Annotated in this window: 17 protein-coding genes; 15 read left to right on the top strand and 2 right to left on the bottom strand. The window is 68.8% G+C overall.

Annotated elements, in window-relative coordinates:
• Positions 1-161: 161 nt before the first annotated feature.
• Positions 162-1,034 (bottom strand): sterol desaturase family protein, encoded by an 873-nt coding sequence (locus QMK24_RS25070; RefSeq protein WP_283469033.1) that lies wholly within the window; start codon positions 1,032-1,034, stop codon positions 162-164.
• A gap of 40 nt (positions 1,035-1,074) precedes the next feature.
• Between QMK24_RS25070 and QMK24_RS25065 the strand changes: the two genes are divergently transcribed.
• Positions 1,075-2,010: a helix-turn-helix transcriptional regulator gene (locus QMK24_RS25065; RefSeq protein ID WP_283469032.1), complete on the top strand. Its 936-nt coding sequence runs from the start codon at positions 1,075-1,077 to the stop codon at positions 2,008-2,010.
• A gap of 63 nt (positions 2,011-2,073) precedes the next feature.
• On the opposite strand, the gene QMK24_RS25060 is transcribed toward QMK24_RS25065, so the two are convergent.
• A complete protein-coding gene (locus tag QMK24_RS25060; RefSeq protein ID WP_283469031.1) occupies positions 2,074-3,603 on the bottom strand; it encodes a helix-turn-helix domain-containing protein in 1,530 nt (509 codons plus the stop codon).
• Positions 3,604-4,055: 452 nt separating this feature from the next.
• Here QMK24_RS25060 and acnA point away from each other — a divergent pair, with 452 nt between their 5' ends.
• From acnA to QMK24_RS24990, 14 genes are all read left to right on the top strand, one after another.
• On the top strand, positions 4,056-6,767 hold the full coding sequence (gene acnA, locus QMK24_RS25055; RefSeq protein ID WP_283469030.1) for an aconitate hydratase AcnA: 2,712 nt from the start codon (positions 4,056-4,058) through the stop codon (positions 6,765-6,767).
• A gap of 434 nt (positions 6,768-7,201) precedes the next feature.
• Positions 7,202-8,590, top strand: coding sequence for an N-acetylglucosamine/diacetylchitobiose ABC transporter substrate-binding protein (gene ngcE / locus QMK24_RS25050; RefSeq protein ID WP_283469029.1), 1,389 nt, complete (start codon positions 7,202-7,204; stop codon positions 8,588-8,590).
• Between the two features lie 81 nt (positions 8,591-8,671).
• Complete coding sequence (locus QMK24_RS25045; protein ID WP_283469028.1) at positions 8,672-9,604, top strand: carbohydrate ABC transporter permease; 933 nt, start codon at positions 8,672-8,674, stop codon at positions 9,602-9,604.
• 13 nt (positions 9,605-9,617) lie between these two features.
• Positions 9,618-10,562, top strand: a complete 945-nt coding sequence (locus tag QMK24_RS25040; protein WP_283469027.1) for a carbohydrate ABC transporter permease — start codon at positions 9,618-9,620, stop codon at positions 10,560-10,562.
• A gap of 381 nt (positions 10,563-10,943) precedes the next feature.
• Positions 10,944-12,158 (top strand): ROK family transcriptional regulator, encoded by a 1,215-nt coding sequence (locus QMK24_RS25035; RefSeq protein WP_349307900.1) that lies wholly within the window; start codon positions 10,944-10,946, stop codon positions 12,156-12,158.
• A gap of 137 nt (positions 12,159-12,295) precedes the next feature.
• Complete coding sequence (locus tag QMK24_RS25030; RefSeq protein WP_283469025.1) at positions 12,296-13,381, top strand: sugar ABC transporter substrate-binding protein; 1,086 nt, start codon at positions 12,296-12,298, stop codon at positions 13,379-13,381.
• 218 nt (positions 13,382-13,599) lie between these two features.
• Complete coding sequence (locus QMK24_RS25025; protein WP_283469024.1) at positions 13,600-14,388, top strand: ATP-binding cassette domain-containing protein; 789 nt, start codon at positions 13,600-13,602, stop codon at positions 14,386-14,388.
• Positions 14,385-15,680, top strand: coding sequence for a sugar ABC transporter permease (locus QMK24_RS25020; protein ID WP_283469023.1), 1,296 nt, complete (start codon positions 14,385-14,387; stop codon positions 15,678-15,680). The genes QMK24_RS25025 and QMK24_RS25020 overlap by 4 nt, the downstream gene beginning before the upstream one ends.
• Before the next feature lie 194 nt (positions 15,681-15,874).
• On the top strand, positions 15,875-17,800 hold the full coding sequence (gene dxs / locus QMK24_RS25015) for a 1-deoxy-D-xylulose-5-phosphate synthase (RefSeq protein WP_283469022.1): 1,926 nt from the start codon (positions 15,875-15,877) through the stop codon (positions 17,798-17,800).
• Between the two features lie 171 nt (positions 17,801-17,971).
• Positions 17,972-19,507 (top strand): amino acid permease, encoded by a 1,536-nt coding sequence (locus QMK24_RS25010; protein ID WP_283469021.1) that lies wholly within the window; start codon positions 17,972-17,974, stop codon positions 19,505-19,507.
• A 20-nt stretch (positions 19,508-19,527) separates the two neighbouring features.
• Positions 19,528-21,078: a glycosyltransferase family 39 protein gene (locus QMK24_RS25005; protein WP_502962607.1), complete on the top strand. Its 1,551-nt coding sequence runs from the start codon at positions 19,528-19,530 to the stop codon at positions 21,076-21,078.
• Between the two features lie 105 nt (positions 21,079-21,183).
• Positions 21,184-21,987 (top strand): DsbA family protein, encoded by an 804-nt coding sequence (locus tag QMK24_RS25000; protein ID WP_283469020.1) that lies wholly within the window; start codon positions 21,184-21,186, stop codon positions 21,985-21,987.
• 127 nt (positions 21,988-22,114) lie between these two features.
• On the top strand, positions 22,115-23,422 hold the full coding sequence (locus QMK24_RS24995; RefSeq protein WP_283469019.1) for a peptidoglycan-binding protein: 1,308 nt from the start codon (positions 22,115-22,117) through the stop codon (positions 23,420-23,422).
• A complete protein-coding gene (locus QMK24_RS24990) occupies positions 23,419-24,492 on the top strand; it encodes an SPFH domain-containing protein (RefSeq protein ID WP_283469018.1) in 1,074 nt (357 codons plus the stop codon). Before QMK24_RS24995 ends, QMK24_RS24990 begins: the two co-directional genes overlap by 4 nt.
• Positions 24,493-24,569: the final 77 nt, after the last annotated feature.

Here is a 24,569-nt window from a genome sequence, read left to right as displayed (position 1 = left end):
ACTCCGGACACGCCGTTGGTAGCTGTCTCCCGCTGCGGTGCGCCGGCCGATGGCCTCCCCCTGGCCGCGTGCTGGGGGCCCGACGACCTCGTACGCGCCTGGCAACCGCGATAGCCCTGGCGTCGGGCCTGGCCCGCGCAAAGTCGGTGTCCCGACCCGGCTCAGGTCGTGGCTCGCCGGAACGGCCAGGCCAGTGCGGTGTGGAAGCGGCGGGGGTCGGGGTAGGCGGTGGGGTCGTCGAGGCCCAGTTCGTCGGGGATGCGGCGTGGTTCGTAGACGAACGTGTTGAAGAGGATGTCCCAGAGCGGGACGACTGATCCGTAGTTGCGGCGTTCCCCGGAGGCGTGGTGGTAGCGGTGGGTCTCGGTACCGATGAGCAGGTAATTCAGCCAGCCGGTCCGCAGGTCGCTGTTCATGTGGCTGACCGTCTGTTGCAAGCCCAGCACGACGATCGCGATGAAGGCCGCGTCGGGTTCGATGCCGCTGAACCTGAAGACCACCAGCGCTATGACGAACCGGGACACCAGGAGGTCGAGTGGGTGAAAGACCTGGTGCATCAGCACATACAGCTGGGACGGGGAGTGGTGCAGGCCGTGGACGCGCCACATCCGGGTGAAGGTGTGCGCGGCACGGTGATAGGCGTACCAGAGCAGGTCGAGTGCCAGGAGCGCGGACACGGCCTGCGCGGCCAGCGGCATCCGTCCGAGCGGGCCGAACCCGCCGGCCGGCATGAACGCCGTCGCGATGAGCGACACCCCGGCCGTGGCGATCTGGTCGACGACGACGGCCAGCCCGATGAAGGGCAGGTCGCGATCGAGCAGGCTCCGCTTGGTCATGGACCAGCGGTCCAGGAGCGGGTTCATCCGTTCAACCGCGAAGGCGATCACGAAGGTCGCAAGTATGAGCAGACCGATCACCGTGCTGCGGTCCACGCTCTGGCGCAGCGCCGCCCAGATACCCGCGGCGGTGATCAGCGCGAGTGTTGGATACGTTCCGTAGGTGAGAAGCGGCTTTGCCGGCTTGTCCAAGTCCATGCCGCCATGCTCGGACTCCTGAGAGGGACACCGCTGCCCCATGAACGCAGACCGCTTGCCTTCCGACGCAGATCCGATCACCGCACAGGCCGGAAGGTTCGCCGCGACCCACGGCGTGGCCGCGACCGCACTCGAGGGAATGTGGACGGCGCTGGCCGAGCAGGGCCTCGCCCATCCAGGCCTGGCGTTCGCGTCGTGGACGGAGATCATGGCGATGGGCGGGTTGCTCGCGCCGATCCTCGTGAACTCCCCGGACGTCGGTGCGATGCTCCAGGATCTGCAGCGATTCCACCCGTTGCTCGCCCGGGAACAGGTCGTGGTGACCCGGCGGGGTTCCTCGGTACTGGTCTCCTTGCGCTCGCCCGATGGCAGAGCGGCACACGGGGACACTGTGGATGCGTGTTTCGCGTTGCTGTGCCAGGTGATCGGCCGACTGGCCGGTGAGCAGGCCGCTCCATCGCTGGTCGCGCTGAGACGGCCGGTCCCTCCGGGCGGCCCGGACGCCTATGAGTCGGTGTTCGGCCGGACCGCCTTCGCCCAGGCCGAGGACTCCTGCCGGTTCGACGAGGCCGCGTTGTGTGTTCCCCTGGTCCAGGCCGATCCCCTCGTACGGTCGATGTTGCACCCGTATGCGGAGCGCCGTATCGCTCATCGGCGCGCGCCCTGGTCGGCGGCGGTCAGTGAACTGCTCTCCGACGGCAGAGAAACGCTGTCCGATGTGGCACGTGCGCTGGCGGTCAGTAACCGGACGCTGCAGTCGAGGCTCGACGATGAGGGCGCGGCGTTCTCGGCGCTGGCCGACACCATCCGGCGTGAACGAGCCCTCGTGCTGCTCGCCCAGCCCGATCTGCCGGTGACGGTGATCGCGACCAGACTCGGCTTCGCGACACCGTCGGCGTTCACCCGGGCCTTCCGCCGTTGGACGGGGATGCCGCCCTCGCACTACCGACGGGAGCCTCACGCAGCGACGCGGTGACGGGAAAGCGCCGCTGCGTGCCGACGCGCACGGATGAAATCGGTCACCTGACCTGCGGCTATGTCAGATGTCGCGGAAGGTCTCGATCTGCGCGCCGATGGTGTTCAGCCGTTCGGCCAGGTCCTCGTAGCCGCGGTTGATGACGTACACGTTCCGCAGGACCGAGGTGCCCTCGGCGGCCATCATCGCGAGCAGGATGACGACGGCCGGGCGCAGCGCGGGCGGGCACATCATCTCGGCGGCGCGCCAGCGGGTCGGGCCCTCGACGAGGACGCGGTGCGGGTCCAGCAGCTTGACGCCGGCGCCGAGCCGGGTGAGATCGGTGAGATAGATCGCGCGGTTGTCGTACACCCAGTCGTGAATGAGCGTGGAGCCCTGGGCGGTCGCGGCGATGGCGGCGAAGAAGGGGACGTTGTCGATGTTGAGGCCCGGGAAGGGCATCGGGTGGATCTTGTCGATGGGGGCGCGGAGTTTGGAGGGGCGCACGGTGAGGTCGATGAGGCGGGTGCGGCCGTTGTCGGCCTTGTACTCCTCGGTGCGCTCGTGGTCCAGGCCCATCTCCTCCAGGACGGCCAGCTCGATCTCCAGGAACTCGATCGGCACCCGCCGGATCGTCAGCTCCGACTCGGTGACGACGGCCGCGGCGAGCAGACTCATCGCCTCGACCGGGTCCTCGGAGGGCGCGTAGTCCACATCGCGGTCGATGTCGGTGACGCCGTGCACGGTCAGGGTGGTGGTGCCGACGCCGTCGACCCGGACGCCGAGCTGCTCCAGGAAGAAGCACAGGTCCTGGACCATGTAGTTCGAGCTGGCGTTGCGGATCACCGTGACGCCGTCGTTGCGGGCGGCGGCCAGCAGCGCGTTCTCGGTGACGGTGTCGCCGCGCTCGGTCAGCACGATGGGCCGGGAGGGGGAGATCGCCCGCTCGACGACGGCGTGGTAGGTGCCGTCGGTGGCGGTCACGTCGAGGCCGAAGTGGCGCAGCGCGTTCATGTGCGGCTGCACGGTGCGGGTGCCGAGATCGCAGCCGCCCGCGTACGGGATCCGGAAACGGTCGGTGCGGTGCAGCAGCGGGCCGAGGAACATGATCACGCTGCGGGTGCGGCGGGCCGCCTCGGTGTCCATCGCGTCGAGGTCGAGACGGGCCGGCGGCACGATCTCCAGGTCGTTGCCCTCGTTGATCCAGCGGGTGCGGACGCCGATGCTGCCCAGCACCTCCAGGATCCGGTAGACCTCCTCGATCCGGGCGACCCGGCGCAGCGTGGTGCGGCCGGAGTTGAGCAGCGAGGCGCACAGCAGCGCGACGCACGCGTTCTTGCTGGTCTTGACGTCGATGGCACCGGACAGCCGCCGTCCGCCGACGACCCGCAGATGCATGGGACCCGAGTAGCCGAGCGACACGATCTCGCTGTCCAGCGCCTCGCCGATCCTGGCGATCATCTCCAGGCTGATGTTCTGGTTGCCGCGCTCGATGCGGTTGACCGCGCTCTGGCTGGTGCCCAGGGCCTCCGCGAGCTGTGACTGGGTCCAGCCGCGGTGCTGCCGGGCGTCACGGATGAGCTTGCCGATACGGGCGAGGTAGTCATCGATCATAGGGGAGACGGTATCTCACACATGAGATGGGGGAAGTCTCGTGGTGGTCGAATGTCACGTGTGAATCGCCCCGAGCGGGGTAGGCATCGCGCGGCAGCACCGGATCCTGCAATGTCGCACAAGGTCACTATCTCGGATATGAGATTAATACGTCTGGGTGAGTGAAGGGTTGCTCCAGTGGTCCGGCCGGGGGCCGGGCAGCCGTGCCGGATGGGCGGCCGGGCGCGCGACGGCGCCACGGGGGTGCCGGGGCATGACCCCGTACCGGTGATGTACTAGAGTTATCTCGACATCGAGATATCTGCCGAGGCGTACCACGCCGCAGTCAACGAGTCGCCAGGTAAGGCATACCTAACTTGGAGCTCACCTTAGCGGATCGGCATGGAGACGTGCCGGTCGTGTCGGCAGGATTGCGGTGGTACGCGCGAATTTCATGCATGAAGGAGACTGTCGTGTCGGCGAACAGCTTCGACGCCCGCAGCACGCTGCACGTGGGCGACGAGTCGTACGAGATCTTCAAGCTGGACAAGGTCGAGGGCTCCGCCCGCCTTCCCTACAGCTTGAAGGTCCTGCTGGAGAACCTGCTCCGCACCGAGGACGGCGCGAACATCACCGCCGACCACATCCGGGCCATCGGCAACTGGGACTCGAGCGCCCAGCCCAGCCAGGAGATCCAGTTCACGCCGGCCCGCGTGATCATGCAGGACTTCACGGGCGTGCCCTGCGTGGTCGACCTCGCCACCATGCGCGAGGCCGTCAAGGAGCTCGGCGGCGACCCGTCCCGCATCAACCCGCTGGCGCCGGCCGAGCTGGTCATCGACCACTCCGTGATCGCCGACAAGTTCGGCACGCCGGAGGCGTTCGCGCAGAACGTGGAGCTGGAGTACGGCCGCAACAAGGAGCGCTACCAGTTCCTGCGCTGGGGCCAGACCGCGTTCGACGAGTTCAAGGTCGTCCCGCCGGGCACCGGCATCGTTCACCAGGTGAACATCGAGCACCTGGCCCGTACCGTCATGGTCCGCAACGGCCAGGCGTACCCCGACACCCTCGTCGGCACCGACTCGCACACCACCATGGTCAACGGCCTGGGCGTGCTGGGCTGGGGCGTCGGCGGCATCGAGGCCGAGGCCGCGATGCTCGGCCAGCCGGTCTCGATGCTCATCCCGCGCGTCGTCGGCTTCAAGCTGACCGGCGAGCTGCCGGCCGGCACCACCGCCACCGACCTGGTGCTGACGATCACCGAGATGCTGCGCAAGCACGGCGTCGTCGGCAAGTTCGTCGAGTTCTACGGCCAGGGCGTCTCCGCGACCTCGCTGGCCAACCGCGCCACCATCGGCAACATGTCGCCGGAGTTCGGCTCCACCGCCGCGATCTTCCCGATCGACGCCGAGACGATCAGCTACCTCAAGCTGACCGGCCGCTCCGAGCAGCAGGTCGCGCTCGTCGAGGCGTACGCCAAGGCGCAGGGCCTGTGGCTCGACCCGGCCGCCGAGCCGGACTTCTCCGAGAAGCTCGAGCTAGACCTGTCCACGGTCGTCCCGTCGATCGCCGGACCGAAGCGCCCGCAGGACCGCATCGTGCTCGCGAACGCCGCCGAGCAGTTCAAACAGGACGTCCGCAACTACGTGGACGAGGACGACGAGGCGGGCAAGGAGTCCTTCCCGGCCTCCGACGCCCCGGCCGAGCACAACGGCGTCCCGACCCGCCCGTCGCTGGTCACCGCCCCCGACGGGTCCACGTACGAGATCGACCACGGCGCGGTCGTCGTCGCGGCGATCACGTCCTGCACCAACACCTCGAACCCGTACGTCATGGTCGCCGCCGCGCTGGTGGCCAAGAAGGCGGTCGAGAAGGGCCTCACCAGCAAGCCGTGGGTCAAGACCTCCCTGGCCCCCGGGTCCAAGGTCGTCACCGACTACTTCGACAAGGCCGGCCTCACCCCGTACCTCGACAAGCTCGGCTTCAACCTCGTCGGCTACGGCTGCACCACCTGCATCGGCAACTCCGGCCCGCTGCCGGAGGAGGTCTCCAGGGCGGTCAACGAGCACGACCTCGCCGTCGCGGCGGTGCTGTCCGGCAACCGCAACTTCGAGGGCCGGATCAACCCGGACGTCAAGATGAACTACCTGGCGTCCCCGCCGCTGGTCGTCGCGTACGCCATCGCGGGCTCCATGAAGGTGGACATCACCAAGGACGCCCTGGGCATCGACCAGGACGGCAAGCCGGTCTACCTCGCGGACATCTGGCCGTCCGAGGCCGAGGTGGACACGGTCGTCGCCTCCTCGATCGGCCAGGAGATGTTCGGCGAGAGCTACAAGGACGTCTTCGCGGGTGACGCGCAGTGGCAGTCGCTGCCGATCCCGACCGGCAACACGTTCGAGTGGGACAGCGAGTCCACCTACGTCCGCAAGCCCCCGTACTTCGATGGAATGACGATGGAGACCACCCCGGTCACCGACGTCACGGGCGCCCGGGTGCTGGCCAGGCTCGGCGACTCGGTCACCACCGACCACATCTCCCCGGCCGGCGCCATCAAGGCCGACACCCCCGCCGGCAAGTACCTCACCGAGCACTCGGTCGAGCGCCGTGACTTCAACAGCTACGGCTCGCGCCGCGGCAACCACGAGGTCATGATCCGCGGCACCTTCGCCAACATCCGGCTGCGCAACCAGATCGCGCCGGGCACCGAGGGCGGCTTCACCCGCGACTTCACCGTCGAGGGCGGCCCGGTGTCGTTCATCTACGACGCCTCGCAGAACTACCAGGCCGCCGGCATCCCGCTGGTCATCCTGGCGGGCAAGGAGTACGGCTCCGGCTCGTCCCGTGACTGGGCCGCCAAGGGCACCGCGCTGCTCGGCGTCAAGGCCGTCATCGCCGAGTCCTACGAGCGCATCCACCGCTCGAACCTGATCGGCATGGGCGTCCTGCCCCTGCAGTACCCGGAGGGCGCCACGGCGGCCTCGCTGGGCCTCACCGGCGAGGAGACCTTCTCCTTCACCGGCGTGACCGCGCTGAACGACGGCGGGATCCCGGAGACCGTGAAGGTGAAGGCGGGCGACGTCGAGTTCGACGCCAAGCTGCGCATCGACACGCCCGGCGAGGCGGACTACTACCGCAACGGCGGCATCCTTCAGTACGTGCTGCGCTCGCTGATCAACAAGTAGCCGTCGCGCACCACGGCCCGCGGACGGGCCGCACCCCCGACAGGGGTGCGGCCCGTCGGTATGCGTCCTTCAAGAGTCGACCGCAAGGCCGCTCAAGCGTGTCGAGAAGTGAACGCAAATGCCGCGTGCTGGAGGCTGGTTCGGAACCGGATTCGGCCCCTCCGCGTTTCGGCCAGGTCTCAACTCGGGAAAGCTTCACGGCCAAACAGCCTTTCGATCTTGCCCTCTCAACGGGAAGTGGACTATACCTGTCGCGTCCAGGGAAGCCCGCGAGCGCGGGACGGGTCGGAGGGATCGACGGGCCGAAAACGCCCGCTCGGAGCAGGACCACCTCCCCTCGTTGGATGGCAGCATCACTGAAGCTTCATCTGTTCGCGGGCGCCGGCGGATTCCGCTGCACCGCATGAGTCCTGTTAGAAGGCGAGGACTTGAGCATGCGATCCGAAATCAACCGTCGGAGTCTGATCAAGCGGTCCGCGGCTGTTGGCCTGGTGGCCCTCCCGTCGGCCGGTCTGCTGAGCGCCTGCGCTTCCAGCGGAGGCAGCACCGACAAGGGCCCGGACAAGGGTGCGGTGACGAAGGACAACCCCTTCGGTGTGAACGACTCCAAGGCCTTGGACATTGTCGTCTTCGACGGTGGTTACGGTCACGACTACGCCACGGCGCTCGGCAAGCTCTACGAGACCAAGCACAAGGGCGCCAAGTCCAGCGTGCTGCCGACCCAGGACATCAGTGGCAAGCTGCAGCCGCGTTTCAACGCAGGCACCCCGCCGGATGTCATCGATGACTCCGGTGCCAAGCAGATCAAGCTCGACGTCCTGGACAAGGCCGGCCAGCTCGCCGACCTCACCCAGCTGCTGGACGCCCCGTACATCGACGACCCGAGCAAGAAGATCCGCGATGTGCTCCAGCCGGGCACGATCGAGACGGGCATGCTGAACGGCAAGTTCAAGCAGCTCAGCTACGTCTACACGGTGTGGGGTCTGTGGTACTCCGGCAAGCTCTTCAAGGAGAAGGGCTGGACCGAGCCGAAGACCTGGGCGGACTTCATCTCCCTGTGCGGTGAGATCAAGAAGGCCGGGATCGCGCCCTTCATCCACCAGGGCAAGTACCCCTACTACATTAACGTCGTGATCATGGACCTGATCGCCAAGAACGGCGGCACGGACCTCCAGAAGCGCATCGATGCTCTCGACCCGACCGTGTGGGACGAGCCGGCCGCCAAGGCCGCCGTCGAGGCCGTCTACCAGATCGTGGACAAGGACCTGCTGTACCCGGGCACCAACGGTCTGACCCACATCGAGTCGCAGACCCGCTGGAACGAGTACAAGGCCGCCTTCATCCCCTGTGGGTCCTGGCTGGAGAACGAGCAGCTCAAGTCCACCCCGAGCGACTTCGACATGAAGTTCATGCCGATGCCGTCGCTGCCCGGTGACAAGCTGCCGTTCGCGGCCATCCGCGCCGGTGCCGGCGAGCCCTTCGTGGTACCGGAGAAGGCGGGCAACAAGGCCGGCGGCCTGGAGTTCCTCCGCCTGATGCTGACGAAGGAAGGCTCCGGCAAATTCGCCGCCGCCGCCAACTCCCTCACCGTTCTCAAGGACGGCGTCGGCTCCGACGTCCAGCTGCGTCCGGGCACCGCTGCCACCGTGACGGTGCTGAAGGCCGCGGGTGCCAACACGTTCAACTACAACTACCCGAACACGGCGAGCGCTTTCGGTACCGACCTGGAGACCGCCAGCGGCGAGCTGATGGCAAAGCGGCTCACCCCGGCGCAGTGGCTGGCGAAGGCCAAGGAGGCCGCGACCAAGGCCAAGAAGGGCTGACGCAGCGATATCGATCGGTGGGGGAGCGGACACGTTCGCTCCCCCACCGGCACAGCCCGTCGATCAGGAGCAGGATGATCCATGCAGCATCGTAAATACCCCTTCATTGTGGGCTTTCTCATCGTTCCGCTGGTCCTGTACATCACCTTCGTGGTCTGGCCGTACATACAGACTTTCGGCTACTCGCTGACGGACTGGTCGGGACAGTCGCAGACCTTCAACTTCGTGGGTCTGGACAACTACACGGCGCTCTTCCACGACGACGTCTTCGTGACGGCGCTTGAGCACAACATCCTGCTGCTGATCTTCCTGCCGGTGATCACCATCCTGCTGGCGCTCTTCTTCGCCTTCATGGTGAACGTCGGCGGGCGCGAGACGGCGGGCGGCGTCCAGGGGGTGCGCGGGGCCGGGTTCTACAAGATCGTTTACTTCTTCCCCCAGGTCCTGTCGGTCGCCATCCTCATCGTGCTCTTCGGTGCGGTCTACCGCAGTGACGGCGCGGGCCTGCTCAACGGCTTCCTGCTGAAGCTCCACCTGATCGACGCGGCCCACCCCGTCGAGTGGCTGAACGACCCGAACCTGGTGCTGTGGTGCCTGCTGGCCGTGCAGGTCTGGGCCGGCGTCGGCTTCTACCTCGTGCTGTTCTCGGCCGCGATGACGTCCATTCCCAAGGACATCTACGAGGCCGCTCTACTCGACGGCGCGGGGCGCTCGCAGACGTTCTTCAAGGTCACCCTGCCGCTGCTGTGGGACAGCATCCAGACGTCCTGGGTCTATATCTCGATCTTCGCGATGGACTTCTTCGCGCTGGTGTCCGGCCTGACCACGGGTACGGGCTACGGCGGCGGCCCCGACCATCACAGCGAGGTCATGGCCACCTACCTGATGCGCAACTTCCTGTTCTTCGGCAAGAGCGGCTATGCCTGCGCGCAGGGCGTCATAATGATGCTGCTGACCTTGATCGTTTCCGCTGTCACGCTCCGGGCCTCCCGCCGTGACCGCATTGAGTTCTGAGCGGGGAAGCGCCATGACCACACCCACAACGGAGTCGCAGTCCGGACTTCAGGGCAAGGTGCCCGCCCAGGGACGCGAGAACAAGCCGAAGCGCGGCGAAGAGGGACACACCGACGGCACCGGCGGCCGGGTGCTGAACGTGTTCTCGCACGGCTTCCTCGCCCTGTGGGCGCTGATGATCGTCTTCCCGATCGCCTGGATCATCCTCAGCTCGTTCAAGAACAATTCGGAGATCGGCAACAGCGCCTGGTCCTGGCCCTCGCACTGGGGGTTCGGCGCCTTCAGCCGCGCCTGGGACAAGGGCATCGGCGACTTCTTCGTGAACACCGTGATCGTGATGGCGTTCTCGGTGCCGCTGACGATGCTCCTCGGGTCGATGGTGGCCTACGTGCTGGCGCGGTACGACTTCCCCGGCAACAGGGCGATCTACTTCCTGTTCGTCGGCGGCGCGATGTTCCCGTACTTCCTGGCGCTGGTTCCGCTGTTCTTCATGGTGAAGAACCTCGGGATGCTGAACACGTACCAGGGGCTGATCCTGGTCTACGTCGCGTACTCGCTGCCGTTCACGACGTTCTTCATGCACTCGTTCTTCCGTACGCTGCCGACGGCGATCCATGAGGCGGCCGTACTGGACGGTGCTTCGCACTCCCGGGTCTTCTTCCAGGTCATGCTGCCGCTGGCCAAACCCGGCCTGCTGAGCGTCGGCATCTTCAACGTGCTGGGCCAGTGGAACCAGTACGTGCTGCCGGTCACACTGATGCAGCAGCAGCACAGCACCGACCCCGACCACTCGATGCTGGCCCAGGGGTTGGTGAACCTTGCGCTCCAGCAGGGCTACGCGGGCGACTACCCGGCGCTCTTCGCCGGCATGGTGATCGCCATGCTGCCGGTCCTGGTGGTGTACCTCTCCTTCCAGAGCCAGGTCCAGGCGGGCCTGACCGCGGGGACGCTCAAGTAGCGTCCGGGGGTCGCGACGCCTCGGCCCGGGTACCGGTGATCACACCGGTACCCGGGCCGAAGCGCTGTCACGGGCGGTGTGGGGGATCGGGCGAGTCAGAGATCACCTTGTGTTCGGGCTTCGTCACCCGCCCTACGGCCCGAACCCGGTCCGGCCGCCGCGACAGCGTGCGCGAACCGGCCATTGACCGGCCGCTGACCGGCCACGGGCGCTCGTGACGCATCGGGCTTTCCGTCGCAGAATGGTCTCAGCCCTTGACGGGACATCACCCCAAAGGCTCAGCTTAGGGTTCACATGTTGTAGACGACGGGGTCTCACTGGTGCGGCCTCGTCCGTTCGGGCGGCGGTTTGTACCGCCTGCCGAGGCAGGAGTGGATGGTCGTGGAGACTCCGGGATCGCAGTCATCGCTGCACCGGGCCAACCTTGAGCGTGTGGTCCGCGCCGTACGGCTGGCCGGCTCGCTCACCCAGGCGGAGATCGCCCGGAGTACCGGGCTGTCCGCCGCCACGGTCTCCAATATCGTCCGGGAGCTGCGGGACAACGGCACCGTGCAGGTCACACCGACCTCCTCGGGCGGCCGGCGGGCGCGCAGCGTGGCCCTGTCGGGCGACGTCGGAATCGTCGTCGGCGTCGACTTCGGCCACTCCCACCTGCGGGTGGCGGTGGGGAACCTCGCCCACCAGGTGCTGGCCGAGCAGTCGGAGCCGATCGATGTGGACGCCTCCGCCTCGCAGGGCTTCGACCGGGCCGAGCAGCTGGTCGCCCAGCTGATCGCGTCGACCGGCATCGGCGTCGACAAGGTACTGGGGGTCGGACTCGGTGTCCCCGGGCCGATAGACGTGGAGTCCGGAGCCATCGGATCGACCGCGATCCTGCCGGGCTGGAGCGGCATCAACCCACGTCAGGAGCTGTCCGACCGGCTCGGCATGCCCGTCAAGGTCGACAATGACGCCAACCTCGGCGCACTGGGCGAGCTGGTCTGGGGCGGTGGCCGCGGGGTGCGCGACCTGGCCTACATCAAGGTCGCCAGCGGGGTCGGCGCCGGTCTGGTGATAGACGGGCGCATCTACCGCGGGCCGGGCGGCACGGCGGGCGAGATAGGGCACATCACGCTGGACGAGTCGGGCCCGGTCTGCCGCTGCGGCAACCGCGGCTGCCTGGAGACCTTCACCGCCGCGCGCTACACCCTGGAGCTGCTGCGCAGCAGCCACGGCGCCGATCTCACGGTGCCGCGGATGGTCCAGTACGCACGGGAGGGCGACCCCGGCTGCCGTCGGGTGATCGCGGACGTGGGGCGCCATATCGGCATGGGCGTGGCCAGTCTCTGCAACCTCCTCAACCCCAGCCGGGTGGTCCTCGGCGGCGATCTGGCGGAGGCCGGCGAGCTGGTGCTGGCGCCGATCCGCGAGTCGGTGGCGCGGTACGCGATACCCAGCGCGGCCCGGCAGCTGTCGATCGTTCCCGGCGGGCTCGGCGCGCGCGCCGAAGTGCTCGGAGCGCTCGCTCTGGTACTAAGCGAAATGGGTGATTCAACCCTTCTCGATGGAAATGCTCCAGCGGCCGTTCCGGCGCTTTCAGCTCAGCGACCTGCATAACCCTGAGTTCACACAGCTAACGAAACGCGCCGTTGCCATCTCGTTAAGTGTTTACTTATTGACGACATGGCAACGGCGGAGTTGACTCACGTGAACCTCGGCCGCAGCGTTGCGGCCTCGTCAGGGAGGCAACCCAAATGAACGCGATGATGCGACGTGCCGTAATTGGCTCGCTTGCGGTATCGATGGCCCTGTCCGTGGCCGCTTGTGGCAAGGCCGGAAGCAGCTCCACCAAGGGCAGCAGCACGGACAAGACGATCGGTCTGCTGCTCCCGGAGAACGCCACCACCCGGTACGAGAAGTTCGACCGCCCGCTGATCGAAGCGAAGATCAAGTCCCTCTGCTCGGACTGCAAGATCGAGTACGCCAACGCGGCGGGCGACCCGGCCAAGCAGGCGCAGCAGGTCAGCAGCATGATCACCAAGGGCGTCAAGGTCCTGATCCTCGACCCGCAGGACGCGGTCGGCATCAAGGCCTCGGTCCAGGCGGCCGTGGACAAGGGCATCAAGGTCGTGGCGTACGACCGCTTCGCCCAGGGTCCGGTCTCCGCGTACGTCTCCTACGACAACGAGAAGGTCGGCGAGCTGCAGGGCCAGGCGCTCCTCGACGCCATGGGCGCCAAGGCGACCCCGACCGCCAACGTTGTCATGATCAACGGTGACGACGCCGACCCGAACGCCGCGCAGTTCAAGGCCGGTGCCCACAAGGCCCTCGACGGCAAGGTCAAGATCGCCTACGAGCAGAGCGGTCTGTGGAAGGACACCGTCGCCAACCAGAAGGTCACGGCGGCGATCACCCAGCTCGGCGCCAAGAACATCGCCGGTGTCTACTCCGCCAACGACGGCATGGCCGGCGGTATCGCCACCGCCCTCAAGGGCGCGGGCATCAACGTCCCGCTGACCGGTCAGGACGCCGAGCTCGCCGGTGTCCAGCGAATCCTGGCGGACCAGCAGAGCAGCACCGTCTACAAGGCCTTCAAGCCCGAGGCCGACGCGACCGCCGAGATCGCGGTCAAGCTGCTCAACGGTGAGGACATCAAGTCCGTCGCGGACATCACCGCCACCAGCGGCTCCGGCACCACCGTCCCCGCGAAGCTGCTCCCCGCGGTGTCGGTGACCAAGGCCAACATCAAGGACACGGTCATCAAGGACGCCCTGTACACCGTGGCCCAGATCTGCACCGCTGACTACGCCGCCGCCTGCAAGACGGCCGGCATTCAGTAAAGACCCCCGGCCCCTCCCAGGGCCTTCGGTCCCGTAGAGCCTGTCCGGCGCCCCGCCCCACCATCCATACCCCGCTGCGGGGTGGGGCGCCGGACGGAAACGCTTACGGGGCAAGGGACTTACCCCTACGTATTGACTTTTGCAATCCTGTGCTTCATGCACGTCCTTCCGCGCCTGTCCCAGTGCGCGGCATCCCCGCCGGTCAGGCGGCGAAGGAGATGATTCACGTGTCCGCTACGCCCGTGTTGGCGTTGCGCGGAGTCTCCAAGCGATTCGGTGCGGTGCAAGCACTCACCGATGTCGAGCTGGAGGTCCACGCCGGAGAGGTGGTCGCGCTGGTCGGCGACAACGGCGCTGGTAAGTCCACTCTGGTCAAGACGATCGCCGGTGTGCACCCGATCGACGAAGGCGTCATCGAGTGGGAGGGCTCGCCAGTCAGCATCAACCGGCCGCACGACGCCCAGGGTCTCGGCGTCGCCACCGTTTACCAGGACCTCGCCCTGTGCGACAACCTCGATGTTGTCGGCAATCTCTACCTCGGCCGCGAACTGCGCCGCGGGTTCGCGCTCGACGAGGTGACGATGGAGAAGCGCGCCCGCGAGCTGCTCGACACCCTGTCGATCCGCATCCCGAGCGTCCGTATCCCGATCGCGAGTCTGTCCGGCGGTCAGCGGCAGGTCGTCGCGATCGCCCGTGCCCTCATCGGCGACCCGAAGGTCGTCATTCTCGACGAGCCCACCGCCGCTCTCGGCGTGGAGCAGACCGCCCAGGTCCTCGACCTGGTCGAGAGGCTGCGCGAGCGCGGCCTCGCCGTCATCCTCATCAGCCACAACATGGCCGATGTGCGCGCCGTCGCGGACATCGTGTCCGTACTGCGGCTGGGCAAGAACAACGGTGCCTTCCCGGTGAAGGACACCAGTCCCGAAGAGATCATCGCTGCGATCACCGGTGCCACGGAGAATGCCGTGACCCGTCGTCAGGCGCGCAACCCGGAGGCGGCAAAGTGAGCGACACGTCCAAGACCGTGAAGGACGACGTGCCTCCGGCCGACGACCCCACCGCGGCGGTCCTCCCCGTCATCGACCCGCGCCTGCTGGTCCGTGAAGAGGGATTGAAGGGCTATCTCACCGAGTTCAAGCGCAAGGTGCGCGGCGGTGAGCTGGGCTCGCTGCCCGTCATCATCGGCCTGATCATCATCTGGTCCGTGTTCCAGTCCCAGGACAGCCTGTTCCTGAGCGCGGGCAACATGGTCAACATCAGCTTCTTCCTGGCCGCCACCGGCATGCTGGCCATCGGCCTGGTCTTCGTGCTGCTGCTCGGTGAGATCGACCTGTCCGTCGGTTCGGTCAGCGGTCTGTCGGCCGCCGTCTTCGCCATCCTGGCGACGACACACAACATGAACCCCTGGCTGGCCGTGATCCTGGCCATCCTGACCGGTACCGCCATCGGCGCTCTGCACGGCTACTTCTTCGCCAAGATCGGTGTACCGGCCTTCGTGGTCACCCTCGCCGGCAACCTCGGCTGGAACGGCCTGATGCTGTGGCTGCTCGGCGACACGGGCAGCCTCTCGATCCAGGACAAGGGCCCGCTGCACATGCTCGGGCAGCGTTCCTACTTCCTGAACCAGGATGTCGCCGGCGCCTACCTGCTGGCCGGTGTCGGCACCCTCGCCCTGCTCGCCGGCTCGCTGGTCGAGCAGCGGCGCCGCCGCCAGGCCGGGGTCCCGTTCCGGCCGACCAGCGAGATCGTCGTGCGCGTCGGGGCGCTGGCCGTGGTGTCCTTCGTCGCCGCGTATGTGCTCAACCAGGCGACGGGTGTGCCCAGCGCCCTGGTGATCTTCCTCGTGGCGCTCGTAATCACCGACTTCGTCCTGCGGCGTACCTCGTACGGCCGCAAGATCTTCGCGGTCGGTGGCAGCATCGAGGCCGCCCGCCGTGCCGGTATCAACGTGGCCCTGATCCGTATCTCGGTGTTCGCCATCTCCGGCGGCTTCGCGGCGCTCGGCGGTCTGTTCTTCGCCGCGCAGACCTACACCGCGACGCTGGCCGCCGGCGGTGGCAACATCCTGATGCTGGCCATCGCGGCCGCGGTCATCGGTGGCACCAGCCTCTTCGGCGGTCGCGGCAACACCTGGTCCGCCCTGCTGGGCATGCTGGTCATCCAGTCGATCCAGACCGGCCTCGACCTGCTGAACATGAACACCTCGCTGCAGTACATGATCACCGGCGCCGTACTGCTCGCCGCGGTGGTCATCGACTCGCTGTCGCGCAGGACGCAGAAGGCCTCCGGCCGCGCGTAACGCTCCATCGCGCACACCACCGCCCGGCGGTGGCGTGGCGGCACCGGCCCGGTGCGGGGATGATCATCCCCGCACCGGGCATTCGCGTTGCCGGCCGTGCCGCGCGTGACAAACGTCGCACGGTGCGCACCACGACGCCGCACGCGGAACATTAGACTCGACGGATCGACCAGTTCGACAGCTAGGAGGCACGGGTGGCGCTGCTGACCCGTATCAAGGGACCGCGCGACCTCGACCGGCTCAGCCAGGAACAGCTGGTGGAGCTGGCGGGCGAAATCCGTACCTTCCTCGTCGACGCCGTTTCCAAGACCGGCGGACACCTGGGCCCGAACCTGGGTGTGGTCGAGCTGACCATCGCCCTGCACCGTGTCTTCGACTCACCGCGGGACAAGGTGCTCTTCGACACGGGGCACCAGTCCTACGTCCACAAGCTGCTCACCGGCCGGCAGGACTTCTCCAAGCTCAAGGGCAAGGGCGGCCTGTCCGGCTACCCCTCGCGCGCCGAGTCCGAGCACGACGTGATCGAGAACAGCCACGCCTCCACGGTGCTCGGCTGGGCCGACGGCCTGGCCAAGGCCAACGAGGTGCTCGGCAAGCAGGACCATGTGGTCGCCGTCATCGGTGACGGCGCGCTGACCGGCGGTATGGCCTGGGAGGCGCTGAACAACATCGCCGCCGCCCGGGACCGCCCGCTCGTCATCGTCGTCAACGACAACGAGCGCAGCTACGCCCCCACGATCGGCGGCCTCGCGGACCACCTGGCGACGCTGCGCACCACCGACGGCTATGAGCGCTTCCTGTCCCGTACCAAGGACCTGCTGGAGCGCACCCCGCTGATCGGGCAGCCGCTCTACGAGACGCTGCACGGCGCCAAGAAGGGGCTCAAGGACTTCATCGCGCCGCAGGGCATGTTCGAGGACCTCGGCCTGAAGTACGTCGGCCCGATCGACGGCCATGACGTGGACGCGCTGGAGTCCGCGCTGTACCGCGCCAAGCGCTTCGGCGGACCGGTCATCGTGCACTGCCTCACCGAGAAGGGCCGCGGCTACCGCCCGGCCGAGCAGGACGAGGCCGACCGCTTCCACGGCATCGGGCCCATCCACCCCGACACCGGCCTGCCGATCGCCGCCTCCGGCGCCGACTGGACCTCGGTCTTCGGCGAGGAGATGGTCAAGCTCGGCCGGGAGCGCGCGGACATCGTCGCGATCACCGCCGCGATGCTGCAGCCGGTCGGCCTGGACAAGTTCGCGAAGGTCTTCCCGAACCGGGTCTACGACGTCGGCATCGCCGAGCAGCATGCCGCCGTCTCGGCGGCGGGCCTGGCGACCGGCGGTCTGCACCCCGTCTTCGCCGTCTACGCCACCTTCCTGAACCGGGCCTTCGACCAGGTGCTGATGGATGTGGCGCTGCACAAGTGCGGGGTCACCTTCGTCCTGGACCGAGCCGGCGTCACCGGCACCGACGGCGCCTCGCACAACGGCATGTGGGACATGTCGATCCTCCAGGTCGTGCCGGGCCTGCGGATCGCCGCCCCGCGCGACGCCGACCAGGTCCGCGCCCAGTTGCGCGAGGCCGTCGAGGTCGATGACGCGCCCACCGTCGTCCGGTACTCCAAGGGCGCGGTCGGCCCGGCGGTCAAGGCCGTCGGCCGGGTCGGCGGCATGGACGTGCTCCGCAAGGCGCCCGAGGGCGAGCGCCCCGACGTCCTGCTGGTCTCGGTCGGCGCCCTCGCCCCGATGTGCCTGGAGATCGCCGACCTGCTCGACGCCCAGGGCATCACCACCACCGTCGTCGACCCGCGCTGGGTCAAGCCGGTGGACGCGGCGCTCCCCGGGCTCGCGGCGGAACACCGCGTCGTGGTCACCGTCGAGGACAACTGCCGGGTCGGCGGTGTCGGCTCCGCGATCTCGCAGGCGCTGCGCGACGCGGACGTCGACATCCCGCTGCGCGACTTCGGCATCCCGCAGCGGTTCCTTGACCACGCCTCCCGCAAGGAGGTCATGGCCGAGATCGGCCTGACCGCGCCCGATATCGCACGCCAGGTCACGGGCCTGGTCGCCACGATCGACGGCCGGTACGGCGACGAAGCGGCCGAGCCGGCCGAGGCTGTCCGCGACTGAGTTCCGTGCGGCGCCGGCCGGGCAGGTGAGGGGGTCCACCCACACGGGTGGACCCCCTCACCCTTTGGCGTACGCCTGGGCGCGCCTATTCGGGTGAAACGAACCTCCGGAGTGCAGTGGCGACTGCCGACGCGTCCGACCCTGTCGGCAGGACGATCAGGAGGTGCGCCGGTGAGTACGACCACGCAGGACAACCCGCCCCCGTCGGGCAGGAATCAGAACGGGCTCTTCAGGACCAAGTCGGTCGAGCAGTCGCTGCTGGACACCCATGAGCCGGAGCACGCCCTCAAGAGGTCGCTGTCGGCGCTGGACCTCACGGTCTTCGGGGTCGGCGTCATCATCGGCACCGGCATCTTCGTCCTCACCGGCACGGTGGCGAAGAACAACGCGGGTCCCGCGGTCGCCCTCGCGTTCGTCGCGGCCGGTGTGGTGTGCGGGCTGGCGGCCCTGTGCTATGCCGAGCTGGCGTCCACGGTGCCGGTCGCGGGATCGGCGTACACCTTCTCCTTCGCGACCCTGGGCGAGCTTCCGGCCTGGATCATCGGCTGGGACCTGGTACTGGAGTTCGCCCTGGGCACGGCGGTGGTCGCGGTCGGCTGGTCCGGATACGTGCGGTCGCTGATGGACAACGCCGGGTGGCATCTGCCCCAGGCCCTGTCGGGCACCAGCGATGCGAACGGATTCGGCTTCGACCTCCTCGCGTTCCTCCTGGTGCTGCTGCTCACCGGGGTGCTGGTCCTCGGGATGAAGCTCTCCGCCCGGGTCACCTCGGTGGTCGTCGCGATCAAACTGGCCGTGGTGCTGCTGGTCATCATCGCCGGCGCGTTCTTCATCAAGTCCGAGAACTACAAGCCCTTCATCCCCAAGTCCCAGGGCTCCGTCACGCAATCAGGTCTCAAGGCACCGCTCATCCAGGAGATGTTCGGGTACGCGCCGACCTCCTTCGGCGTCCAGGGCATCTTCACCGCGGCCGCCGTGGTCTTCTTCGCCTTCATCGGCTTCGACATCGTGGCGACCGCGGCCGAGGAGACCAAGAACCCGCAGCGGGACATGCCGCGCGGCATCCTCGGCTCGCTCTTCATCTGCACCGCGCTCTACGTCGCCGTGTCGGTCGTGGTCACCGGCATGCAGAAGTACACCCAGCTCTCGGTCGACGCGCCGCTCGCCGACGCCTTCAAGGCGACCGGACACCCCTGGTACGCGGGCGTCATCAGCTTCGGTGCCGCGGTCGGTCTCACCACGGTCTGCATGATCCTGCTGCTCGGCCAGACCCGGGTGTTCTTCGCGATGAGCCGCGACGGGCTCATTCCGCGGTTCTTCTCCAGGGTCCACCCGCAGTTCCGCACGCCGTACCGCTCGACGGTCCTGCTCGGGGTGCTGATCGCCGTGATCGCGGGCTTCACCAGCATCTCGGAGCTGGCGGCGCTGGTGAACATCGGCACCCTCTTCGCCTTCGTCCTCGTCGCGGTCGGGGTGACGATCCTGCGCCGCACCCGGCCCGACCTGCCGCGCTCCTTCCGCACTCCGTGGGTGCCGGTGCTGCCGATCGCCTCGGTGTGCGCCTCGCTGTGGCTGATGCTGAATCTGCCGAGCGAGACCTGGGTGCGGTTCGCGGTGTGGATGGTGATCGGCGTCGTCGTCTACTTCCTGTACGGCCGTCAGCACAGCCGTATGAACGACACAGCCCGTATGAACGACGCCGGCTGACGACCGGTACGTTGGCAACCGTGCCGGCGGCCCCGAAGACCACGAGCGACGCCCCCGCCGTACTCCCCCTCCTGTCCGGGGCGTACGGCCGGGGCGTGCGCCGTTGGCTCCCGCGGATCCGGCGGCCGGACCGCTACTGGCTGCGGCCGGCGGCCGCGCTGGCCGTTCTCGCCGCCCTCGTGCGCGTTCCCTCGTTCCTGCGCCCGGTCTGGAATCCCGATGAGGGCTTCCTCGCCGTGCAGGCGCGGATGCTCGCCCAGGGCGGGGTGCTCTACGACACCGTCGTGGACCGCAAGCCGCCGTTGCTGCCCTGGCTCTACGAGGGCCTCTTCTGGGTCTTCGGGGACGGCTCGCTGTGGCCGCTGCGCGCCGCCGCCGTCCTCGCGCAGTTCGTCACCGCCCTGCTGCTCGCGTCCGTCGCCCGCCGCCGCTGGGGCGACCGGGCGGGTGCCGCCGCCGGTGCCGGCTATCTGCTGCTGTCCATCTGTCTCGCCCCCGAGGACGCCCAGGCCGCCTCCTTCGGCGTGTTCATGCTGCCGTGGACCGTTCTGGCCTTCTGGGCGGCCGACCGCCGCCGCTGGGCCCTGGCGGGCCTGGCCGTCGCGGGAGCGGCGCTGACCAAGCAGACCGGCGGCGCGGCGCTGCTGCCCGTGCTGTGGATGCTGTGGGGCGCCCTGCGCGGCCCCGGGCCGGCCGCGGGCCGGGGCGCCGTCCTCCGGCTGCTCGCCGGCTGCGCCGTGCCGGTGGTGGCCGTCGCGCTGTTCACCGGCCCCGGCCGGTTCCTGTTCTGGACGGTCACCGGCTCCGGGTCGTACGCCTCCGCGTCCGGCGCCTGGGGCGTGGCGCTGGGGCGGGGCCTGGGGAACGCCGGGATCCTGGCCGCCGCCGGGGCGGCCTTCGTCATCCCGGCGGTGTACGTGACGGCGCGCCGGGGGCGCGCCGGGCGGGTCCCCGCGCGGATTCCCGCCGACCTGTGGGTGTGGCTGGGCGCCTCGGCGCTCGCGGTGGTCTTCGGCTTCCAGTTCTACGGCCACTACTTCCTGCAGCTGATCCCGCCGCTGGTACTGGCCGGGGTGGCCGCGCTGCGCGGGCTGCCGCGCTGGCGGCCCGCGGCCACCGCCTGGACGGTGCTCGCGAGCACCGCGTTCCTAGTCTGGGGCCTGACCGCGCCGCGCACCGAGCTGGACCACTCCCGTACCGTCGCCGCGGCCGTACGGGCGCGTACCGGGCCCGGGGACACCGTCCTCGTCTGGGGCATGCACCCCGAGCAGTACTGGATCGCCGGCCGCACCCCCGCGAGCCGCTATCTGACCGCCGGCTTCCTGACGAACTTCAGCGGCGGCCGCGGTGGCGCCCGGGTGGGGGAGCAGTATGCGGTGCCCGGTGCCTGGCGGACGTTCGGCGAGGAGATGGCGCGGCGCCCGCCGGACCTCATCGTCGACGACTCGCGCGGAGCGCCGTACGCCCCCGGGCTGACCCCGTCACTGAAGCGGCTGCTGGACGCCGGATACCGGCCCGTGGACACCGTCGGCGGTGCGGTGCTCTACGCGCGGGGTGCGGCCCGGCGCTAGACCCCCGCACCGGGCCCCCGGCGGCAGGCCCCGCGCCGGGCCCGCGCGGCCCGGTGGTATACAGGCTGACGTAGCAGAGCACGCTGATCGAGGTGGCGGTTTTTCATGACGGAGTCCAAGGGACTCAAGGACCAGAACGGCCCGAAGGACCCGGGGGCGGCGCCCCGCAACGGTCTGCTGCAGCGCTGGCGGCCGTATGCGGCGGGCGTCGTGGTGATCGCGGTGGTGTTCGGAGCGTCCGCGGCCATCGGCGCGCATGTGCGCGGTGCGAAGGCGGACCGGGTGAAGGCGCCCGCGAACGCGACGGGCCCGGAGGGCCGGCCGAAGCTGGCGGTGCCGGTGAAGCCGACCATCCCGGTGACGCTGACCGTGTACGAGGACCTGCGCAGCCCGCAGTCCAAGGCCTTCGCCGAGCAGTACGCGGACGCGTTCGCGCAGCTGCTGGTGACCGGGCAGGTGCAGATCGAGTACCGGCTGGTCACGCAGACCGACGCACAGCTCGGCGGCACCGGTTCCAAGGCCGCCGCGAACGCGGCCGCGTGCGCCCAGGACCAGGGGCGCTACACGGAGTTCGTCAAGCAGATCTGGCAGCAGCAGCCGGATCCGCAGAATGACGCGCTGAGCAGCCAGAAGCTGCTGAAGGAGCTGTCGAAGAAGGCCGGGAAGATCGACGAGGGCAAGTTCGTACCGTGCATGCAGGGCGGTGACCACGACGGCTGGGTCGCGAAGTCCCAGGCCGACTTCCTGTCGGCGCAGCTCGGCACGGTGCCGGTCGTCCAGATCAACGGCGAGGCGGTGCCGGATGTGCAGAACACGCTGACGCCGTTCAAGCTGCGATCGCTGGTGGAGAAGGCCGCCAAGAAGGCGTCCGACGCCGTACCTTCCGGCCAGCCGAGCCTCGCGAGCTGAACGCCGTTTCACCCCTCCGTGACCGGGTGCGTCATCACCTGGCCGAGACGTATCCGACTTTTCGTCAACTTTTGGGCGAAATCGGGTATTGAAGGCATGTGACGCCCGATCACGGAGGAGTGTGCGCATGTCCATACCGTTGTTCGATGAGGTCGAACCGTTGTCCGGGTGTGTCTGCGAGGAGTGTGCGCGACAGCGCCTCGCCGACTCGGTGACGCGAGCCGCCGGCACCGCCGGAACGACAACCCCCGCGGCCGCCCGCGTGGTCATCGTGGCAGCCGCGGCCGGCACCGCGATCAGCGGCGGAGCGGGCACTGTTGTGGCTGCCGCCTTCCCGCACGCCGCCACCGGCTCCACGCCCGGCCACGCCATGTTCCCGGCGCAGGCCGCGGCGCCGGCGGCTCCACTGCGTCTGACGCGTGACCAGATCCTGGACCGGGCACAGCGCTGGGTGGACGCCGTGGTGCCGTACAGCATGACCGCGTACTGGAAGGACGGGTACCGGCAGGACTGTTCGGGCTATATCTCCATGGCCTGGGGCCTCGGCACCAGCGAGTGGACCGGCAGCCTGCCGGACTTCGCGACGCGGATCTCCCGCGCGGATCTGATGCCCGGTGACATCCTGCTCTTCCACAACCAGGCGGACCCGGAGCAGGGTTCACACGCCGTCATCTTCGCCGGCTGGGCCGACTCCGCGCACACCGAGTACACCGCGATGGAACAGACCCAGCCGCACACCCGCGTCCAGACGACGCCGCTGGCCTACTGGACCAACTCCGGCAAGTACCTGGCCTACCGGTACAAGTACCTGGTGGCCACCGCCGGCCCTGCACCTGGACCCGGGACCGGAGGAACCGGAACCGGCACCGGATCCGCGGGAACGGGAGCCGGAACTGCGGGGACCGACGCCTATCCCGGCGCTTCGGCCTTCGGGCCCGGCGCGAAAAACGCCAGCGTCACCCGGCTGGGCACCATGCTCGCCGCCCGCGGCGCCAGGTCCTACTACACCGTCGGTCCCGGCTCGCTCTGGACCGACGCCGACCTCGGGGCCACCAGTGCCTTCCAACGGGCCCAGGGCTGGTCCGGCGGCGACGCCGACGGCCTGCCGGGACCCACCACCTGGGGCTACCTGGTGGAGGGCAAGGGCAAGGACATCGGCGCCGCCGCCGCGAAACCGCCCGCCCGCGTCTCCACGGAGACCGGCTATCCCGGCGCCGGCTTCTTCCGCGCGGGACAGTCCAACGACTACGTGCTGAACCTGGGGCGGCGCCTCGTCGCCAAGGGCTTCGGCAAGAACTACCGCGTGGGCCCCAGCCGCACCTGGGGCGAGGCCGACCGGCGCGCCGTCGAGGCGTTCCAGCGCGCCCAGGGCTGGTCCGGGCGCGACGCGGACGGCTATCCCGGACCGGAGACCTGGAGACGACTCTTCTCGTGACGACTGACGCGACCACGGCGGAGGCGGCCCTGTCCGCCTCCGCCGTCACCACCGTTCTTCCCACGCTCACCGCCACCGCTGTCCTTCCCACGCTCACCGCCACCGCTGTCCTTCCGACGGTGACCGCCACCGCTGTTCTTCCCACGGTGACCGCCACCGTTCCCGACATCACCGAGCGCCCCGGCCGCTTCCTGCCCGGCTGGACCGCGGCGCTGACCGGTCTGGCAGCGGCGGCCGCCGGCGCCTGGCTGCTGTGGCGGACGGGCGCGCTCCCCGAGCAGCTCGCCGGCCGCGCCGTGCTTCCCGAGCCGCCGGCGCCCCGCGACCTCGCCGGCCTGTGGGGCGCGGTGCTGCTGCTCGGCGCGCTGACCGCGTTCGCCCTGGGCGGCCTCACCCGGGGCCGCCCAGGCAATGTCTGGGTCCTGACCCGGCACGGCGCCTACCAGGGCAGCGTCCGGGACACCGGCCTGCTGTGGATCAGCCCGCTGCTCGGTCGCCGCAGGATGGACGTCACCCTGCGGCACTGGCGCAGCCGCGTCATCGAAACGGTCGACGCGGACGGCACCCCGCTGCACGCCAGCGTGCTGATCGTCTGGCGGGTACGGGACACCGCGCGGGCCGCCTTCGCCATCGACGACCACTCGCGCTATCTGCGCGAACAGGTGGAGAGCGCGGTCGCCCGGGCCTTCTCCCGGCTTCCCGTCGACGACTTCCGCGGCACAGGGCCCACCCTGCGCGACGGCGAACGCCTCGGCGATCAGCTCACCCGGCTGCTTGCCGCCGATATGCGCCCGGTCGGCGTCGAGGTCTTCTCGGCGCAGCCGGTACGTCTCGACTACGCGCCCGAGGTGGCCGCCGCGATGCGGCGCGCCCAGGTCTCCGCCCTCGACGCCAAACACCGCCGTGCCGTGCTCGACGACGTCCTGGGAGCCGTCGCCGAGACGGTGCGGGGGCTGACCGACCGCGGGCTGGTCCAGCTCGACGACTACGAGCGCAGATCGCTCGTACGCGACCTGACCGTGGCCTTCTACACGTCACGCGGCCCACTGGCCGAGGTGCCGAAGAAATAGGCCCCGCGAAAAGACCGGGCCCAGCAAGAAAACAGGCCCCCGCCCGGGGACCGGACTCTGTGCGGTCCGGCCCCGGG

The organism is Streptomyces sp. PH10-H1 (assembly GCF_030063355.1).
Classification (GTDB): domain Bacteria; phylum Actinomycetota; class Actinomycetes; order Streptomycetales; family Streptomycetaceae; genus Actinacidiphila.
Note: the sequence above shows the minus strand (reverse complement) of the source record. Positions and strands in the feature narration are given on the sequence as shown.

Coding starts and splice junctions, on each gene's coding strand:
- QMK24_RS25070 (WP_283469033.1), bottom strand. CDS start 1,034: ATGGACTTGGACAAGCCGGCAAAGCCGCTTCTCACCTACGGAACGTAT.
- QMK24_RS25065 (WP_283469032.1), top strand. CDS start 1,075: ATGAACGCAGACCGCTTGCCTTCCGACGCAGATCCGATCACCGCACAG.
- QMK24_RS25060 (WP_283469031.1), bottom strand. CDS start 3,603: ATGATCGATGACTACCTCGCCCGTATCGGCAAGCTCATCCGTGACGCC.
- ngcE (WP_283469029.1), top strand. CDS start 7,202: ATGCGATCCGAAATCAACCGTCGGAGTCTGATCAAGCGGTCCGCGGCT.
- QMK24_RS25045 (WP_283469028.1), top strand. CDS start 8,672: ATGCAGCATCGTAAATACCCCTTCATTGTGGGCTTTCTCATCGTTCCG.
- QMK24_RS25040 (WP_283469027.1), top strand. CDS start 9,618: ATGACCACACCCACAACGGAGTCGCAGTCCGGACTTCAGGGCAAGGTG.
- QMK24_RS25030 (WP_283469025.1), top strand. CDS start 12,296: ATGAACGCGATGATGCGACGTGCCGTAATTGGCTCGCTTGCGGTATCG.
- QMK24_RS25025 (WP_283469024.1), top strand. CDS start 13,600: ATGATTCACGTGTCCGCTACGCCCGTGTTGGCGTTGCGCGGAGTCTCC.
- QMK24_RS25000 (WP_283469020.1), top strand. CDS start 21,184: ATGACGGAGTCCAAGGGACTCAAGGACCAGAACGGCCCGAAGGACCCG.
- QMK24_RS24995 (WP_283469019.1), top strand. CDS start 22,115: ATGTCCATACCGTTGTTCGATGAGGTCGAACCGTTGTCCGGGTGTGTC.